Here is a 17,937-nt window from a genome sequence, read left to right on the forward strand (position 1 = left end):
TAGGTAACCTTACTCGAACATAAAAGACCAGTTCAGAGCCCTGGAAGAGCTCCGCGAGAAGCTTCCCAGCCTCGATACACCCGAGCCGCCACCGGCCAAGCGGGAACGCCCCGGCCGCGCCCGGCAACTCGGCTCCGATCAGGTCGAGCAGCTGATCGCCGACTACCAGTCTGGCGCGACGGTGTACGAGCTCGGTGACCGGTTCGGCATCGAACGGCGAACGGTCAGCAACATCCTCCACCAGCACGGCGTGCCGATGCGCCGCCGCGGCCTCTCGCCCGACCAGGTCGACGACGCCATCCACCTCTACAACCTCGGCTGGTCCCTGGCCCGCGTCGGCGACCACCTCGGCGTCAACCACACCACCGTGCTGAACACACTGCGTGAACGCGGCATCCCCACCCGAGACACCCACGGGCGTCCGCGCGTCGAAGCAGGTGGGGCCTGATGACACGGCGTGCAGCTATGTCGATTCGATCAGCTTCGGACGGGTCAGCTGTCGTGCAGGCCGTCACCGTGATCATGGGCGTGGTCGTCGGCCTCACATTCCTCTTCGGCTTCGGCAACGTCCTCAACCTCGCGCGCCGGCTCGGCGTGCCCGTCTGGGTTGCTCCACTCGTCGTGCCCGCGGTTGATCTCTCCATTCTCGGGCTCCTCCTGGGCAGTCGGCACCTGGCGCTCGCTGGTGCCTCGTCAGTTCAGTTGCAGCCAGCGTGCCGCCTCCTGCTTTTCGCCAGTGTGGTCACGTTGGCCTTGAACGTGGCCGACCCGATCGTCGCAGGTGAGTACGGCAAGGCGGCGTTCGACGCAGTGGGCCCGTTGCTGCTTATCGGCTGGTCCGAGGTTGGCCCAGACCTGCTAAGGGCCTTGTCTTCTGTCTGCCAAGCGAACCCAGTGACACCCGACGAGGTCGGGCTCGACGAGACGGTCTCTACCGTTTACTCGGCACAAATCGACGATGAGGTTTCGGCATCGTCCGCGACCAACTCGGAGTCCAGCGCCGCCTTGGCGGACAAGCAGAGCGAGCTTGCGACGTCAACGATCGATGCGACGATCTTCTTCAGCGGGCGATGGAGGAGGATGCTCTCCATTGGGAAGCGCATCGTAGGCCGATCTCTGCGGACACGCTGCGGAGGAAGCTGCGCATCGGCGCCGCGCGTTCCCGGCTGCTCGTGGCGATGATCAGGGACGACTCGCCAGGACGGATGGCTGGTGCTCGGCTGACGGCCAACGTTGGGACGTGAGCCTCATGGCCGTCCTAATGTGAACGAGGTTGCTGTTCATCCCGCTCCGACCAGGCTGATGCTGGCTGACGTGGAGGGCTGGCCGACGGCGCGAGACTGCATTTGGGTGACGAGTGCGGGTCGTAGGCGAAGGAGGGACCCGGCGGCTGGGACACTAGGTAGCGGCACAGCAAGCTGCCGTCGAATGCGAGGACCGTAAGTGCTGGTGCAGCGTTGGGGGCGCAAACGCTGGACTGTCTACACCGCCATCGTCGTGGCCATCGCAGTCGTCGCACCTGGGGTGTTGGCGGTTGCGGGGATCAAGAACTCGTGGTGGGCAGGTATCGGCGTAGTCGTGGCAGGGGCAGTGGCGGCTTGCGTCAAGGCCGTGACCGAGCTGTACCACGAGCGGGTCCTGCAGGCAGCGAGGCGCTCGACCTGTGACATGGCCGTACTCAACGGCTGCCTGGTGACGACAGGAGGTCGACTGCCAACGGTGCGCCAGGTGGTGGATCCGCGTTGGCTGGGTGTGCACCCGGCTGCAAGCCTGGCCGGCACTGCCGAGGAAGGTGCTGCCGACACGATGCCGGTGTACGTGCCACGGGACGTCGATGACCGGCTGCGGGCGCGGATCGTGCTTGGTGGCTTCGTGCTGCTGGTTGGTGACGCCAGCGCGGGCAAGTCCCGCACCGCGTACGAAGCGGCCCTATCGGCGGTGGCCGACGACCTGCTGATCGCGCCGAAGAATTCTGAGGCAGGACCGGCAGCGATGGAGTGGGCGGCGCAGGTGCGCAACTGCGTGATGTGGCTCGACGACCTGGAGCGATACCTCGGCATTGACGGGCTGACCAAAGAAATGGTGGCAGCATTCTTGTCTGGTGCCGGACACCGAGTAGTGCTTGCCACCATCCGCACAGTGGAACTGGACCGTCTCAGTCACCGCTCAACCTCTGATGAGTCGGCGGATGCGGCGTTTCGGAGGGCACGTCAGGTGCTGGAACTAGTCGATGAGGAGATCCGGCTAGAGCGGCTGCTTACGAAAGGTGAGCAGGACCGTGCCCGTGACCGTATCTGGGACCCGCGCATCCAGGATGCGCTGGCCCAGAGCGGCGAGTACGGACTGTCCGAGTATCTGGTGGCCGGCCCAGAACTGCTGCGCGAATGGCGCAACGGCTGGAATATAGGTGCCCATCCCCGTGGCGCGGCCTTGGTGACTGCAGCGGTGGACGCTCGCCGCGCGGGACTCCAGGCGCCCCTGCCGGCGCAACTGATAGAGGAACTAGCCGAGATCTATCTGCAGCAACGTGGCGGTGACCGACTGCGGCCCGAGCCATTACAAGCGGCCTGGGAGTGGGTGCTCCGGCCACAGCGAACGAACACATCTCTGCTTACCGGCTCAGCTAGTTCTGGCTACAACGTCTCCGATTACCTCGTTGACGGCACCAAACGCGACATCACGGCGGAGACAACTCTACCGGAATCAACGTTGCGCACCCTGTTGAGCTATGCGAACGGAGCGGCGGCCCTGGTTATCGGAGCCACCGCCTACGAGCAGGGCGATTATGGAGTCGCCTCCGACGCGCTAACCGCCGCCGTGCGGTGGAATACCGACTACCATGGCACAGACCACCTCGATACGCTGACAAGCCGCAACAACCTGGCTCTCGTGCTACATGACATGGGACGCCTCGAAGAAGCCGAACGCGAGTTTCGCGCGACCTTCGACACCTGCACGCGCATGCTTGGCCCAGAACACCCGGACACGCTAACTAGCCGCAACAACCTCGCGCTCGTGTTGCAGGATTTAGGGCGGTTGGATGAAGCTGAGCAAGAACACCGCGCGGTTCTAGAGATCCGCACCCGCGTGCTAGGCCCAGAACACCCAGACATCCTGGCCAGCCGCGGCAACCTCGCGCTCGTGTTGCAGGATTTGGGGCGGTTGGATGAGGCTGAGCAAGAACACCGCGCGGTTCTAGAGATCCGCACCCGCGTGCTAGGCCCAGAACACCCGGACACGCTGGCCAGCCGCAACAACCTCGCCAGTGCTCTGCGCGACTTGGGGCGGTTGGATGAGGCTGAGCAAGAACACCGCGCGGTTCTAGAGATCCGCACCCGCGTGCTAGGCCCAGAACACCCAGACATCCTGGCCAGCCGCGGCAACCTCGCGCTCGTGTTGCAGGATTTAGGGCGGTTGGATGAGGCTGAGCAAGAACACCGCGCGGTTCTAGAGATCCGCACCCGCGTGCTAGGCCCAGAACACCCGGACACGCTGGCCAGCCGCAACAACCTCGCCAGTGCTCTGCGCGACTTGGGGCGGTTGGATGAGGCTGAGCAAGAACACCGCGCGGTTCTAGAGATCCGCACCCGCGTGCTAGGCCCAGAACACCCAGACATCCTGGCCAGCCGCGGCAACCTCGCGCTCGTGTTGCAGGATTTGGGGCGGTTGGATGAGGCTGAGCAAGAACACCGCGCGGTTCTAGAGATCCGCACCCGCGTGCTAGGCCCAGAACACCCGGACACGTTGACCAGCCGCAACAACCTCGCCACGGTCCTGTCCCGTCTCGGCAGGCTTGACGAGGCAGCAGCCGAGTACCGCTCGGTACTCGACGCCTCGATCCGCGTGTTAGGCCAGGAGCACCCGGACACGTTGACCAGCCGCAACAACCTCGCCACGGTCCTGTCCCGTCTCGGCAGGCTTGACGAGGCAGCAGCCGAGTACCGCTCGGTACTCGGCGCCCGCAGGCACGTCCTAGGTCCGAATCACCCCAGCACTCTGCTCAGCAGCAAGAACCTCGTTGCTACCTTAGACGAGTTGGTCAGTCAAAGCGGAGAATCACCTTTCTCTGGGGATCGAGACTGACAATGCAGGTGATTGCAGGCGATTCGCTGATACCCATCGGCCGAGATCATCCTGCCCGCAATGAATCTCTGATCGTTCACTCGAAGACGAGGTCACTCAACAAAGGGCTGATCATCTTTGTCCATGGCCTCGGCGGTCGACGGTATCGAACATGGGGCTCGCTTCCAGAATTTATCTTTGAAGACTTTCCCAATCTGGACGTTGGACTTTACGAGTACGCAAGCGGAATCCGACGAATTCAGCGTAGCAAATCGATTTCGCTACCCAATCATGCGAGGGAACTTGCGGACACGATACGCTACAGCAGCTACGATCCCGTGATACTCGTTGGTCATAGCATGGGCGGAATCCTATGCAAGGCAGTGATCAAGGACCTCATTGACGCGCAATCTCGCACCTACAGCGGCGAGTTGGCGGTAGACAAGATTGCCGGTCTCGTAATGTTCGCGACACCGCAGGCTGGATCACTGCGCGTCCCTCGAGCGCTTGCTCCTCTAACAAAAGATGGCCGAGTCCTCCGAGTCCACTCAACATTTACCGCTGAGATCGACGAGCGGTTCAAAGACCGCGTACAGACAAGGGATAGCTCTCTCGGAGTGGAAAAAGGTCGGGTGTACATACCAACTTATGCGGCAATGGCCACGGGCGATAGGTGGGTCGACAGGCTAAGCGCCAGCCTGGGCCTTCCACGGGATCACACCCTGTATGTACGGGGCACGCACACCTCGCTCGTGAAGATCGCAACACGGGCCGAGGGATGCTACCCATGGTTCGTGCAGCACATTGACACGTGCCTCACAAAGAAGACAGCTTCGCAGTTGTCAAGTCTTCCAACCATACGGCGATCTCAGATCGATACATCACGCCCCAGAGCCGAGTGGAGCGGCTTGGTTGAGCAAGTAGAAAGTGAGGTGAACAGAATTGTCAAGGAGATGGGGACCATCGACGTGAGTCAAGCAACACTGAACGTTCGCGTTGAAGTCACCGTCGACCCGGCTCCGTTGGATGCAGGCCCTCTGGAACAGGACAAACCCACAAAGCACGATCCGGGAGATCACGGCCCAGCTGCAGGTGGGTAGCCGACCAAAGGAGCAGCTACGGCGGATGCTTGCGTCACCAAGCGGCCAGGGTCGCCGGTACCGAGAATTACGTTGATGCGGTTCGCCGATCCTACGGCCTGCTGACGCCGTTAAGGTTGGTCACGGCTAGCGCTCGATCCCCTGTTGGGCTCAAACACCAGGTAGTGTCGATCGACGTACCCCGGCACTCGCCGAGTATTGAGCACGGCCTGCACCAGAGGTCCTAGCGCCGCCTGTGGCGTCGAATGCTGTGCCGACGGTGCCCCCTGGAGCTCCGGCTATGGCTCCACCCATCGCGCCTGCGACAAACGCAACCGGGTTCGCCAGGTTGAGCAAGCGGCTTCGGCGGGCTTCTCGACGCAGCGACGTGCGAGCCTCGGCGATCATCTCTCGGACCACGGTGTTGGTATCAGCGTCCGCGCCGTGCACCTGTCGAATGTGGTGTGCCTGGGCGAGGGCGTTGCTCAACTGGTCACGCCACAGGGCGAAGGCGTCACTGCCCTGTCTGGTGCACACCGCGTCGGTCACACTGAGTTCCCCAATGCCGGGTACCGCGACCCTGCCCAACTCGTGGAGTCGCAGCTCATGGGTTGGGTCGGGTGTGCCTAGGAACAGCATCTTCGCGAAAAGCGGAGACGGGCACAGTAGGTCGTAGAAGCCACCGAGGCCCTCAATGGCCAGCACGGCCGAAGCGACCATGTCGGCTGCGTTCTCGATAACTGCTTGCGGGCGCAGGGTTTTCAGCACGTCGACGAAAGTCGCGATAACCTCCGCATCGCCTTGCTCTATCAGCTCCAGAGGCGGCGAGCGGTCTCCCGAGCGCACCCGGCGCCACAGTTCTTGTAACGGCGGTGTAAGGCCGTCGATGTAGCCGGCTTCGAACGCTGTCCAGGCATCAGCTGTTGTATAGCCGGCGTCTGGTTCGGCGAGGCGTTTGGCGATCGCGGCCCCCCGCTCCCGTACCGGTCTCTGGGTTTCGGAGGTAGCGAAGTAGGTCGATATGACGTCGGCGTCAACCAAGGGAGCGATCTCAATGACCGAAGTCGTCGCAGCGACGACAGCCAACCGTGCAACGGCACGCAGCTCGCCGCGCGTATCTAGATACATCTCTGCAGCTGCAGCGATCGGATCCTCGACGACCAAGCCGTGGCAATACAGCAATGCCCGCAGGACACCATTGGAGAAGTGACCGGTGCCAGCCAACCTCGGGTTGAGCGCAGCGTTCAAGTTCAGCCCAGCCGGTCCAGCTGAGTCGCGATACACCCCGCCAGAGGCGAAGGTGCTGGCCCGGATGGTGACCACCAGCCACACCTGGGTCTGAGACGGTGCGGACAGGGCCGGACTCGCGGACTCGCCGACGATGATCTCCGCCAACTCGCCCAGCTGCTCAAACGGCATCTTGCCAACAGCAACTGCAAGATCGGGCCCGGCGTCTACGCCTGTCTCCGTGCGCAGTGCATCCAGCGCTCTACTGGACACGCTGGTCCAGCCACTGAGGAGCGAGCCGCGACGCTAGTTGATTTGAACGGTTCACCAGTTTCCTTACTGTTGAAATACCACGAGAAGGCCATCATTTGGGCGTGCGCTTGCCCTTCGACATGGCAGGTGCTCGTTTCGGGGCAGGTAGGACGCCGGGCCTGGAGACGATGATCACGTCACTGACGCCATCCAGGTCCAGTAGCGCTCGCTCAGTGACGTCGTGGTGCTCTACTGAGCGTGATTCGTCGTAGATGAAGACGATGATCTCCCTGTAGCGTTCGTTGTCCTTGAGGTAGGTGACCGCGTCGACCATCACCTCGTGTTCGATCTTCTTGAAGTCGGCGGCCTTGTACGCGTATTTGGCCTCGACGAGCACCCCAAGGCTGGGAACGCCGAAGTCGGCTCGGTAACTGCTATGGCCGATCTTCGGCAGCGGATCTTCGTCGACGACATCGTCGAAGACCGAACGGAGCATGATCCAGAGGATGTCTTGGACTTCGCGTTCCGATCTGACCTCCCACCGGATGGGGTGCTGTAGGTCGTCGCTGTCCCAGCGCCATCGGCGCATCGCTGCCTCGAATCGGCGCAGGACGGTGCTCACATGAGAACGGCTGAGCACCATCTGATCGATGCTCGTGCTGAGGATGTTGTCGGCTGCATGGAGCAGTAGAGCGACCTGCGGAACCGGGACGTTAGCCGGATCAGCCCGGAAGGCGGCCTGCATCGTTCGTTTCCGCAGTTCGCGTGCGCCGTCGAGCGGATTACTCAGGGTCGCAGTACCCTGGTTGAGCATCCAGCAGACCATGGCCAGTGCGTCGTTGCGAGCGAGGATGCCCGGTGTCGTCAGCGTAATGGGTTCGCCGGACAGTTTGGCGTGGACGTGGTGCTGGATTAGTTCGTGGAGTCTGTCGGCCGGCCGCAAGCGTTGGCCGTCGAGGGTCTCTTGGAGCCATGGTCGGAACTCAGGTACGTCGGCTTGGACTGCCTCTGCCGCAAGGCACACCCCGAGCAGGATGGTCATGTCGTGGAGGACATTCGCTCGGTCACCAGGGAGCAGGTTGCGGCGCATGAGGCGACGTAATCCGGAGCACACGACCGCGGTGACTTCCCCTCGCTTAGCAGCGTTGGTGGACAGTCCGTACCCGAGGACCGCGAGAGGTCCCGGGTCTTCCAGGCGGTAGGTGTTGTCCTTCAGCCATGTGCCGCTGAATGGGTCGACATGCCAGGTGATATCAGAGACGTCGTGGAGGATGTGCCGGGCGAGCAGGCCGTCGCGGTTTCCTGGTGTGTTGCTGGTTTCGATGCGTTGGCGTAGTGCGCTGAGTTGGCCGCCAAGGTAGGTCGGGGGCTCACTGGTGAGGTCGCTTTGGGGCGGTGTCATAGGAACCACCTGCTCCAGCGGAGTTTGGTGGAGATCAGGTCGGAGTTCCAGTTGGTGACCTGGCGGAGTTGGCCGAGCAGGTTGGCGATCAGGTCGGAATACAGGATAGTCACTGGTTTGCTGGACGGGTATGGGCGGCGCCAGGACATCGCAGTGAATCGGTACGCCTGTCCGGCGAGATAGTCCAGGTCGGTGAAGGTGGACTCGTCGTGCAGCTTGAGCAGTAGCGGTCGCGGTGCTCCCTGCAGCGGGAGTTTGAGGTCCCGCGGCCCGCTGACCGATACGAGCACTTCACTGCGACCGATCCGAACCGCGTAGCCCCGTTGGGGGACGAATTTTCCTTTCGTGTGGCGACCCTGCTTGATTCCTTCGCTGGAACAGTCGAACGCCATCCACGGATGTTGTTCGCTGACGTGAAGGAACGCGAACTCGACTCCGGCGTACTCTTTCGTGAGCCCTGCCACGAGTTCTTTGACTGCTCGTGTCTCGCGATCCTTTAGCGGCTTGAAAACATGGAAGATCAGCCTGATCACGTCTTTCGGCTGCCATCCGTTGCGTTCCTTGATCTCCTCGATGCACGTCTGGAGTGCCTGGAACAGTTCCTGTGGATACTGCTCATAGGGCGCTTCTCTGGACAGGTTGGATACCAGGTAATTGCCGTCAGATTTGAACACCGTGGTAATGCCGACGAACCGCTCACGTGGTGTCAGGCGACTGGGGCTGACGTGCGCGCTGCCGATGCCGAACACCAACTCCTGAGCCATTGGACGGCGGGCGACGCTGACTACGTAGGGGGTGCCGCCGAGTTTGGCGTAGCAGGCCAGGGCCATGGTGTTGAGCGGGTGAGCGATGTCCTGCCGGTTGATGTTTTCGACCTGGAATTCCTGTACGGGAACGCCTTGGCTCATGAAGGTCGACTTAGCCACCAGGTAGGGGCTGGCGTTGCCGGTCAAGCGCTCCTGGTCTGCGCTCGTGATCACGATCGCCAGATCGAGGGGTTCGTCGCCCGCCAAGGCGTCCCGACACGCCTGCCGGTACGCGGCAGCGTCGCATACATCGCCGTCGAAGGGGGTGAAGACGAGCGTGCAGTCGGTAAGTTGGTACTTGCGGACGAATCCTTGAGAAAATGCCGCCGCGCCACGGACACCGTTGCGGAAGGTGCTCATGAAACCCTCAACGACGCCTTGGTGTTGCTTCGGTGTGACCACGGCGATGCGCGGGGTTTTCGGTGTGAACCCTTCAGAGTCGAACGGCCCAAACTGGTTTAACCCTGGATCGGGGAACTTGTGGGTCTTGTCGCCGCCGACATCGAACACGTAGGTCGGCTCAGGCAGCCGCCAGTGTGTCTTGCGATTCAGGGCTCCGGTGATCTTCACCGGATTTCCGATCGTGGCTTCAACACCGTTGGCGATAGTGAGTGGACCGAGTTTGATCAGGCCATCAGCGATCTCCTGAGTGCGCGCCAGCCGGCCCTCAGCTCCGGTCACCGTGAACACCTGGTACTCCAGCGCATCGGTGATGCTTGTAGCAGATGTCCCCGTGACCGCTTCGACCACAGCGAGGAAGTTGTCGCGGCGCGACTCTAGCCATGCCAGCGACGCAGGTACCTCGACACGCCCGTCCGCGGTGCCAAGCACAACGCGGTCCTTGCCCACGGATTCAACAACCCCGGCCAGCCTGCGGCGGGCGATCGGGTCTTGGAACGGCCGTTCGAGAACGGAATCCGATTCTGTCAGCACATACTGGCCCACGACATGCACACCGAGCTCGATAAGCTCACTGACAGGCATCGAGATCTCGTATCGTGTTTTGAGGCCAACGACGATCCCGGGGTAGCCCATCGGGCCGGAGCGACGCACGTCGAGCTCGTACTCCGGGTATACGTGCAAGCCATCGATGGCGGGGCGGCCCTTCAGCGCCTTTTGCATCAGGTCGCGGTTGGGGAGCCGCGACACGAAGGTGAGAGGGTCGAACTTGCGGAGCGAAAAGTGCCACCCTTCTGTCAGGACTCTCGTCAGCGCTGCTTGGAGCAGATACGCGGTTAAGGCGAGATTTGGCCCGCCTGTGTCGAAGGTCGCCGACTCGCCGACGATCTCTGCGTCCTGCATTGCCGGTACGCACACGATTTGGTTGCGGAGCCGAATCACGCTGTGTGTCTTGGCCAGCCGGGCTCGCAGTGCGTCCAATTGCTCGGGCGACTCGTACGGCTGCGTACCCGCCTCGAAGGACGCGTCGGTGAACTTGACTGGCAGGAAGTTGAACGCCAACGCAGGACGTTGGACGTTGCCTCTCCGGACTGTCGGCTGTTCTCCCGAAACTCGTGCGCTACTCACATAACTGCCCAATCGTGCGACGCGGACCACCACCGGTTGATCGTGTATGAAGTGTTAGCCGGATTGGCCTCCGTCGCCACGCGCTCGGCGCTCCAACAAAGAGATCACCCGCCCTCCCGTTCGTTGCTCAGCCGATGTGTCAGACGGCTGTGCAGGATCATCCTTCGGGATTCGGGAGGTGACGATGTGAAAGAGCTCCGGCGGCACGCGACACTGCTCGATGAGGACTGTGTCGTCGATGCCCTCCTGCACAAGGAGTTCCAAGGCTCTAGGCAGGAGTGACGGTTGCTCGATGGCGCTGACCAAGCCTGGTTCGTTCCGGCGCCATCCGCGGGTAGAGATAGTCGTCATCGCGTTGCGATACGACACGTCGCTGAGTCGGCCGAGCCAGCGGGCACGGTAGAGCAGAGCCTGAATACTGACGCCCCACTGTTCCTTGAGCCGAGCCAGCGTCCGCCAGACATTGCCTCCCATGGTGGCCGGAAGCAAGTCACGAACCTGGTCGGCAGGCATCAGCAACTCAGCAGCAAACCGGTGCGCCTGATCTTCGACGATGCGCCCACCAGGCTCCGCGTCGCCGTGCATGACGAGGTGTCCCAATTCGTGAGCGACATCGAATCGTTGGCGGTAGTAGTCCCGCTTAATCGGGTTCAATATCACCACCGGCCGCAAACGGCTGTCGAATGAATACGCATCGACAGAGGCAGCCTGGGATGGACTGAACACCACCAGCACGCCATGGTTTTCAAGCAAGCGCACCAGGTGCCCGGCAGGCCCGAATTCGATTCCCCACTCCTTGCGGACTAGCTGCGCCGCACGTTCCGGGCCATCACCGTCCCGGTCATCGGCTGATACCGGGAACCTTGGCACATCTGGGTCGGGGAACTCGACGTGGCGCTCCAGGCTCGTCGCGATGTCGACGGCCAACTGCCCGTAAGCGTATGCCTGGTCGCGGGCGAGTTGGCTGGTCGAGCGCAACGAACGGAAGTGCGGCGTCGTGCTCAGCGCGGCGACGTCCTCAGGGCGGATCGCGAAAAATCCTGGATCAACCGACAAGCTCAGCGCCAACTGCGCGACCGTCGCGGCCGCGGGTCGCTTGGCACCGGACTCCCACGCCGCCACAGCGGTCGGGCTTTTGTCGACCAAGGCAGCAAGGTCACTCTTGCGGAGACCCGCCAAATGCCTGGCAAGCGTCAGGCGAGCTCCGTCGAAGAAGGCGGCGACCTCAGCCGCCCGATCGAGCGATGACGTACGAGGGCTCACCCTTCACCACTGCTGCGGTTGTCGCGACGTTCTTCTGCGGGGCGACGTAGACGGACCGGCGCATCTGGCACTGTGTTCGGTCCAGTCGGGAGCGGCGCGTCGTCGGTTCGGCGTCCACCGCCAGCCGGCGGGGCGCCCAAGAGGTCGTGGCGCCAGTACCATGCCTGACCGCCTCCAGCGTTCAGGCGGGCGCGGCCGAAGACCAGCTCGACTTGCTGGCTGAGCGCGTCAAGGCTGTGCGCGACGACGTAGGTCGTGAGGTCGAGGTCCTGCCCGGCGGTCAGCAGGGCCTCCAGGCCGCCAATCTCTTCTGGGTCTAGTCCCTCGAACAGCGAGGGCTGCGGCGGCTCGGGGTTGCGTTGACCGGCGACCCGTTGCTTGGTAGGGCTCTTCTGTGGCCAGGGCAGCCGGTCGAGCTTGCCGAAGACGCACGAGGCCAGCAGGAACCGACGCTCGCCACACGCCCAACCGGGGCTGCCGTTCAGGTTCGCGCGGCGCACCAGGCCAGCGTCCAACCGTGGAATGGTGTCGATGTCCCGCTCGGAGAGCTGGTCGTACAGCAGGTCGAGGTCGGCGTCGTCGTTGCCGGAGCGCACTGCATAGCGCTCGCAGGCGAACACGCGGTCCAGACGGTCGCGGAACAGGGTGTACCGGGTGTTGCCGAGCCATGCGGCGTCGTGGCCGTCGGCCTCAGAGTAGGTTTCCAACGACCGGGTGGTGGCCGACAAGCACGCCCAGCGCACCCCGGCCAGGACCCCGGCTTCGCGGAGCTCCGCGATAACATCCTGCTGTTCGCTCACGGCGCTGAAGGTACACCATGACCAGTAATTTACGTACGAGAATCAACCTCATCGGCGTGTCGGAGCGGCGAACCACACCACTGCGCCCGACGAAGGGACGCTGCTGAGGTGCGCGCGACCGAACTGGAGACGGACGAGATCCGCGCCTACGTGGAAGACCAGGCGCATGAGGAGGTCGTCCACCTGGAGAAGGTCGCGTCCGAACTGGTCGGGCCGATCCGCCACGACATCTGGGACGTGCACGGCGCGGCGAGCCGCTGGTGGGTCGTCACCAACCCCACCAACCTCTACGACCAGGCCGACTTCAAGAGCCGCGACGTGGTGCTGACCTTCCACATCGGCCTGATGTTGCGCGTGCAACACGCCCAGGAGCGCGACGTACCGGTCTCCCCAGAGGTGGCCGACCTGCTGCCAGGTTCGTGGCGACGCTGGCAGCAGGCGTTCGAGGCATACGACACCAGCGACGAGGCCGAGGCGTTTCAATCGGTCGGTGTACGACTGCGTGAGTGCCTGGTTTCGTTTGTTGGCGAGACGCGGAACGACAACCTAGTGCCGGAGGGGCAGGCCCCACCGAAAGGGTCCGACTTCAAGGGCTGGACAGACCTCCTGGCCAACAGAGTGGCGGCCGGCGAGTCCGCGGCACGGCTTCGCTCGTACTTGAAGAAGCTGGCCGTCGAGACGTGGGAGTATGTCAACTGGCTCACCCACGCAAAGAATGCGATCCGCATGGACGCCGAGATCGGGCTCAAGGCAGTCGAGCACTTGCTCGGCACGTTTACCGCAGCCAGGCTGCGGCTCGCCCGGATACCGACGCGGTGCGAGGCATGCGGTTCGTACGAGGTCGTCACCGGTGTCTGCCGACGCTGCGAGTGGGCTGATCTGTCGTACGTACCGCCCGAACTTCCCGAGTGGTCGGAGGAGGAACGCGCCCGACGGCTGGCGGAACCATGCACACCGAGCTCGGACATCTCGACGTTCATGAGCCCGAACGACTTCCAGTAGCCGCTCCAGGAGGTGTCATGACCAGCGCTTATGCCGACTTCATCGATGAACTGCAGCAGGACGTCACCATCCCCATCCAGCCACCGATGGACGACCTTGCCCCCGGCACCCGCGCAGTGATCTACCTGCGCGTGTCCTCGACCGGGCAGGTCCGAACCGACTACAACCCGGAAGGCATCTCCATCCCGGCCCAACGGGAAGCGTGCCTTCGCAAGGCCCGCGAACTGGGCGTCACGGTCATCGACGGGTACGTCGAACCCGGACGCTCGGGAACGGAGATGACCAAACGCGAAGCATTCCAACAGATGCTCGCGCGGGTCCGCAGCCAGGGCGACGTCGACGTCATCATCATCTACCAGCTCTCGCGCATGGCGCGGAACCGCTACGACGACGCGATCGTCATGGCGGACCTGCGCAAGCGCGGCGTCACGCTGGTCTCGGCCACCGAGGCCATCGACGACACCCCGGTCGGCCAGCTGATGCACGGCATCCTGGCCACGTTCAACGAGTACCAATCCCGCCAGTCCGGTGCCGACATCGCCTACAAGATGGGCCAGAAGGCCCGCAACGGCGGCACACTCGGCCGCGCGAAGATCGGCTACCTCAACCACATCGACCACTCCGACGGCCGCGTGATCCGCACGATCATCGTCGACCCTGAACGGGCGCCCTTTGTACAGCTGGGTTTCGAGCTCTTCGCCACCGGCGACTACACGCAAGAAGAACTGGCTGACGAGCTCTACGACCGCGGCCTACGCACCAGGGCCACCCGGCGACACCCCGCCAAGAAGATCTCCGAGAACAAGATCTCGCAAATGCTGCGCGATCGCTACTACCTCGGATACGTCTAGTACGACGGCGAAGAAATCCAGGGGCGGCACGAGCCCCTCATCGACGAGGACCTCTTCGACACCGTCCAGGAGATCCTCGAATCTCGCATGACGGCACAAGAACGCCGTCGCGTCCACCACCACTACCTCAAGGGCCCGCTCTTCTGTGGACGCTGCCAACGCGACGGCATCAAGCGGCGGATGATCATCCAACGCACCATCAACTCGAAGGGCGCCGAGTATCTGTACTTCTTCTGCCGCGGCCGGCAGAAGGGGCTGTGCCAAGCACCCCACGTCAACGTCACGCTCGTTGAGGATGCGGTTGAGCGCCACTACTCCGCGATTCGCTTCAGCCAGCCGTTCATCGCTGACATGCGCGCCCAGATCGATGCCGTGCTCGGCGAGCAGGAAAGTCCGCACGCCTGCTGCGCAAGCAGATCACCGCATAGCTCAGGGAACTCGACACGAAGGAGGAGAACTTGATCGACCTCGCTGCCGACAGCACACTGCCTCGGACCAAGGTCAAGGAGAAGCTACGCGACATCGCCCGCGAACGCCGCCGGCTGGAGGAGCGCCTCGACACAGCCAACGCCGACCTCGCCGACAGCGCCCAACTCGTCAACGCCGGCCTTGCCCTCCTTGAACAGCCCGACCAGCTGTACCGACGCTGCAACGACCAACAGCGACGCCTCCTCAACCAGGCGATCTTCCACGCCCTCTACATTGAGGACGACAAGATCACAGACGGTGAGCTTCGTGAGCCCTTCGGCGAGCTCCACGCCATCCAAGATCAGCGGGCCGGAGCAACCGGCGCGGAGGGTGCAAGCAAAAGGACCACCCGCGATGCGGGTGGTCCTTGCACGCCTTCAGGCGTCGCGGTCCTACTTCGTGGCCTTCATTCAGGCACTTGTTCTAGTAAGACCTCTAAGGTGGAGCTAAGGGGACTCGAACCCCTGACCCCCTCACTGCCAGTCAGGTTCGATCAAGGCGCTGACCTGCGGTTATCGAGAACCCGCAGGTCGGCTGGCGCAGTTGCGCTCTGTTCGATTCGGTTCAACGCCGTTGGGCGCTGTTGTAACTGACGTCGTGCTCCAGATCTGCTCCAGAAAAATTGGTGTGAGAGTCGGACTGCCAATGGGAGCCGTGGGTGATCGCCTTCGTCGTGGACGCGTTACCTGGTCGCTGGTGGGCGCTGCTTGCGGAGTCGGCGGGCTACTGCTCACACCGTTCAGTCTGCCTGTGCAGGCCCGTTGTCGACAACGGTCGCTCGTGTCGATGAGCGTTTCCCCTCCATTCGGGGGAGGGCGCAAGGTTGTGGGTTCGAGGCGTCCGTGTTGGCCTGCTTGTCCGGCCGGTTCAGTTCGTCGTGGCGGGTTGGTTCACCTGACGGAAGACGATACAGATACCGAGGACGGCTGCTACTGGCACGAAGGCATCTCCCGCCGGTGCCTGTAGCCACGGAATCTCCTTGTTCCGCAACAAGTTCTTCATAGTGTCCAGGTCTTGGACGCCAACCGTGCACGCGACAAGTGCGGGCAGCGCGGGCGCTCGCTCACCGGGGAACAGTGTGGTGAGACTGGAGTCGGGCACGAGGGTGAGCGTTGGGCCGCCGAGGTCGAAAACCCGGGTAGGTCCTTTTGCTCGGGTGTCCGACCGATGTAACGCTCATATCGTGCCTGGACGGCGTCCAGTTCGCCGTCGGCTGCGCAGAGCGTGACGTCGGCGATACCGACGGCGCTGTTCGGGTGGCCGGCCAGCCGGGTCGCTTGGATCCGCGGGTCCAAGTCCGCGACGACACCGACCCTGCCTTCCGCCTCCGCGTCTGGGCGCACCTCATCGATCTCCGGGTAGCGGATGGTCTCGACGTGAGCGCTGGCCGGGCGCCGCATCGTGTTCACCCCGGCGGCTGTCAACCGTGCGGCCGTGGCGCCGATGTCGGACGAGGAGAACATCAAGATGTGCATTTCCTCGAAGCGTTCCAGGCATTCCGCCAGGTTCGCGCTGGTGGCGTTGATCCGCGCCAGCAGCGTCGGTAGCACCTGTCGTCCAGGCGGTGGCCGAAAGCGTTGCTCTGGACCCCTGAGCGCGTCGAACGGTGGCAGCGCACCGGACAGAAGCCCTCCCGAGTCATGGTGTGGACACCCGAGCAGACCGGACGGTTCCTTGACCACGCTGTTGACCACCCCTACTACGTGCTGCTACACCTCATCGCCTACCGAGGACTGCGACGCGGTGAGGCCTGCGGCCTGCCCTGGTGGGACGTCGACTTCACCCGTCAGAGCATCACCATCACTGCGGCGCTTGTCCAAATCGGGTGGCGGGCCGAATTCGGCGAACCCAAGAGCGAAGCCAGCGGCCGGGTCGTCGCCATCGACACCGCCACCACCGACGTCCTCGCCACACACAAGCAACGCCAGGCAAACCTGCAGGAAGCAGCGGGCGACGCGTGGATCGAGAACGGCCTAGTCTGTACCGAACCCGACGGCAAACCCTTGCAACCCTCACACCTCAGCGACGCCCTCCATGCCATCGCCGACGCCGCAGGCCTCCCGCCCGTACGCCTGCATGACATCCGCCACGGCGCCGCTACCCTCATGATCGCCGCCGGAGCCGACCTCAAACAGGTTCAGGAACTCCTCGGCCACTCCAGCATTGCCATCACCGCCGACACCTATACCCACGTGCTGCCGGAACTCGCCCGCGAAACCGCCGAAGCAGCTGTCTCGATCATTCCGCGCCGGCAGAACCGGAAACTCCCGCCCGCCGCCTGACGTAAGGCACGGTTTCACGAAACTTGCAGTTATCTCTCCGGATATCTTACATTTGAGCTGAATTAATAAGCCTGCCCAAGCGAGAATTGCTGGGCGGCCGAGGAATCGACAAAGTCCTCTGCTAGCAGTATAACTGTCGCGATGACCGGTGGTACTTGCCGGGATGGCGTTCGCTCAGATGGCGAGCCTTCGATTATTCCGGGGGTCTATCACGTCGTGGCATAAGTCGGCGCCTGCGGTTCACCTGCGGCAAGTCCGCTGCGGGTGTGCTGTCCGCAGGGGCGTCCGGTTCAGCTGGAAAGCCTCAGAAATCCGTGCATCCTGCGGGACCTCCGAGACCCGACACGACGCTTCAGCTATGACCCGATCTCGGCGGAGAGTGTTCTTTGCTGGTGACCGAGTCCATCACTCGGAAGAGATCCCCCCGCCGGGATGGGATTTCCAGGCAACGTAAGCCCGGGCATGGGGAGCATGAGACCTTCGACGTCCCCGGTGACCGCGAGACGGTATCACCCTTGCACACGTGGAGCATGGGGCCGCCTGGCGGTCGATCCCCAGCACCGCAGGACGCCCCCACGCGCGTAGGGAGAACCAGGTGACGGGAAGGGGTCAGGAGGGAGCCCCTGGGGTACCCCCACACACGTGGGAAAACGCAGGAGTGCGGCCCGCACCAGCACGGAGTTACCGGGACACCCCACGCGCGTGGGGAGCACGGCCCGCCCACGTCGAAAGACGTGATCAAGCCGGGGACACCCCCACGCGCGTGGGGAGGACTGCGTGCCGCCCGGACCGACGTCCCACCGGCCGGGGACACCCCCACGCGCGTGGGGAGAACCGACCCGGCTGCCAGTCCCACCGCATCGAGACGGGGGCACCCCCACGCGCGTGGGGAGAACCGGGACATGACGGCGGAGGT

At 63.3% G+C, this 17,937-nt stretch carries 15 protein-coding genes; 8 read left to right on the forward strand and 7 right to left on the reverse strand.

Features of this window, described 5'->3' with window-relative positions; translation table 11 throughout:
- Positions 1-181 precede the first annotated feature (181 nt).
- The 4 genes from ACOCEP_RS18775 to ACOCEP_RS18790 all read left to right on the forward strand — a co-directional run bounded on the left by ACOCEP_RS18775 (position 182) and on the right by ACOCEP_RS18790 (position 5,162).
- Complete coding sequence (locus ACOCEP_RS18775) at positions 182-448, forward strand: helix-turn-helix domain containing protein (protein ID WP_482338827.1); 267 nt, start codon at positions 182-184, stop codon at positions 446-448.
- Positions 449-501: 53 nt separating this feature from the next.
- Positions 502-1,182, forward strand: coding sequence for a hypothetical protein (locus ACOCEP_RS18780; protein ID WP_482338829.1), 681 nt, complete (start codon positions 502-504; stop codon positions 1,180-1,182).
- 261 nt (positions 1,183-1,443) lie between these two features.
- Entirely contained in the window at positions 1,444-4,083 is a 2,640-nt protein-coding gene (locus ACOCEP_RS18785; protein WP_482338831.1) for a tetratricopeptide repeat protein, read from the forward strand.
- Positions 4,084-4,085: 2 nt separating this feature from the next.
- The gene (locus ACOCEP_RS18790; protein WP_482338832.1) at positions 4,086-5,162 is read left to right on the forward strand and encodes an esterase/lipase family protein; all 1,077 of its coding nucleotides are present in this window, start codon (positions 4,086-4,088) and stop codon (positions 5,160-5,162) included.
- 150 nt (positions 5,163-5,312) lie between these two features.
- Here ACOCEP_RS18790 and ACOCEP_RS18795 read toward each other — a convergent pair whose 3' ends face one another.
- The 5 genes from ACOCEP_RS18795 to ACOCEP_RS18815 all read right to left on the reverse strand — a co-directional run bounded on the left by ACOCEP_RS18795 (position 5,313) and on the right by ACOCEP_RS18815 (position 12,418).
- Positions 5,313-6,560 (reverse strand): hypothetical protein, encoded by a 1,248-nt coding sequence (locus ACOCEP_RS18795; RefSeq protein ID WP_482338834.1) that lies wholly within the window; start codon positions 6,558-6,560, stop codon positions 5,313-5,315.
- 172 nt (positions 6,561-6,732) lie between these two features.
- Positions 6,733-8,022 (reverse strand): PD-(D/E)XK nuclease domain-containing protein, encoded by a 1,290-nt coding sequence (locus ACOCEP_RS18800; protein ID WP_482338835.1) that lies wholly within the window; start codon positions 8,020-8,022, stop codon positions 6,733-6,735.
- Positions 8,019-10,289: an argonaute/piwi family protein gene (locus ACOCEP_RS18805; RefSeq protein ID WP_482338837.1), complete on the reverse strand. Its 2,271-nt coding sequence runs from the start codon at positions 10,287-10,289 to the stop codon at positions 8,019-8,021. The genes ACOCEP_RS18800 and ACOCEP_RS18805 overlap by 4 nt, the downstream gene beginning before the upstream one ends.
- A gap of 120 nt (positions 10,290-10,409) precedes the next feature.
- Positions 10,410-11,618: a helix-turn-helix domain-containing protein gene (locus ACOCEP_RS18810; protein WP_482338839.1), complete on the reverse strand. Its 1,209-nt coding sequence runs from the start codon at positions 11,616-11,618 to the stop codon at positions 10,410-10,412.
- A complete protein-coding gene (locus ACOCEP_RS18815; RefSeq protein WP_482338840.1) occupies positions 11,615-12,418 on the reverse strand; it encodes a hypothetical protein in 804 nt (267 codons plus the stop codon). The genes ACOCEP_RS18810 and ACOCEP_RS18815 overlap by 4 nt, the downstream gene beginning before the upstream one ends.
- Positions 12,419-12,526: 108 nt before the next feature.
- On the opposite strand from ACOCEP_RS18815, the gene ACOCEP_RS18820 reads away from it, so the two are divergent.
- From ACOCEP_RS18820 to ACOCEP_RS18830, 3 genes are all read left to right on the forward strand, one after another.
- Positions 12,527-13,420 (forward strand): hypothetical protein, encoded by an 894-nt coding sequence (locus ACOCEP_RS18820; RefSeq protein WP_482338842.1) that lies wholly within the window; start codon positions 12,527-12,529, stop codon positions 13,418-13,420.
- A 17-nt stretch (positions 13,421-13,437) separates the two neighbouring features.
- The gene (locus tag ACOCEP_RS18825) at positions 13,438-14,271 is read left to right on the forward strand and encodes a recombinase family protein (protein WP_482338843.1); all 834 of its coding nucleotides are present in this window, start codon (positions 13,438-13,440) and stop codon (positions 14,269-14,271) included.
- 87 nt (positions 14,272-14,358) lie between these two features.
- Positions 14,359-14,733, forward strand: a complete 375-nt coding sequence (locus ACOCEP_RS18830; protein ID WP_482338844.1) for a recombinase zinc beta ribbon domain-containing protein — start codon at positions 14,359-14,361, stop codon at positions 14,731-14,733.
- A 50-nt stretch (positions 14,734-14,783) separates the two neighbouring features.
- Here ACOCEP_RS18830 and ACOCEP_RS18835 read toward each other — a convergent pair whose 3' ends face one another.
- Positions 14,784-15,029 (reverse strand): hypothetical protein, encoded by a 246-nt coding sequence (locus ACOCEP_RS18835; protein WP_482338846.1) that lies wholly within the window; start codon positions 15,027-15,029, stop codon positions 14,784-14,786.
- A 708-nt stretch (positions 15,030-15,737) separates the two neighbouring features.
- Positions 15,738-16,289, reverse strand: coding sequence for a VOC family protein (locus ACOCEP_RS18840; RefSeq protein WP_482338848.1), 552 nt, complete (start codon positions 16,287-16,289; stop codon positions 15,738-15,740).
- Between the two features lie 90 nt (positions 16,290-16,379).
- Between ACOCEP_RS18840 and ACOCEP_RS18845 the strand changes: the two genes are divergently transcribed.
- A complete protein-coding gene (locus tag ACOCEP_RS18845; protein WP_482338850.1) occupies positions 16,380-17,021 on the forward strand; it encodes a site-specific integrase in 642 nt (213 codons plus the stop codon).
- Positions 17,022-17,937: the final 916 nt, after the last annotated feature.

Source organism: Amycolatopsis sp. CA-211722 (assembly GCF_056828465.1).

Coding starts and splice junctions, on each gene's coding strand:
- ACOCEP_RS18790 (WP_482338832.1), top strand. CDS start 4,086: ATGCAGGTGATTGCAGGCGATTCGCTGATACCCATCGGCCGAGATCAT.
- ACOCEP_RS18795 (WP_482338834.1), bottom strand. CDS start 6,560: ATGCCGTTTGAGCAGCTGGGCGAGTTGGCGGAGATCATCGTCGGCGAG.
- ACOCEP_RS18800 (WP_482338835.1), bottom strand. CDS start 8,022: ATGACACCGCCCCAAAGCGACCTCACCAGTGAGCCCCCGACCTACCTT.
- ACOCEP_RS18825 (WP_482338843.1), top strand. CDS start 13,438: ATGACCAGCGCTTATGCCGACTTCATCGATGAACTGCAGCAGGACGTC.
- ACOCEP_RS18830 (WP_482338844.1), top strand. CDS start 14,359: ATGACGGCACAAGAACGCCGTCGCGTCCACCACCACTACCTCAAGGGC.
- ACOCEP_RS18845 (WP_482338850.1), top strand. CDS start 16,380: ATGGTGTGGACACCCGAGCAGACCGGACGGTTCCTTGACCACGCTGTT.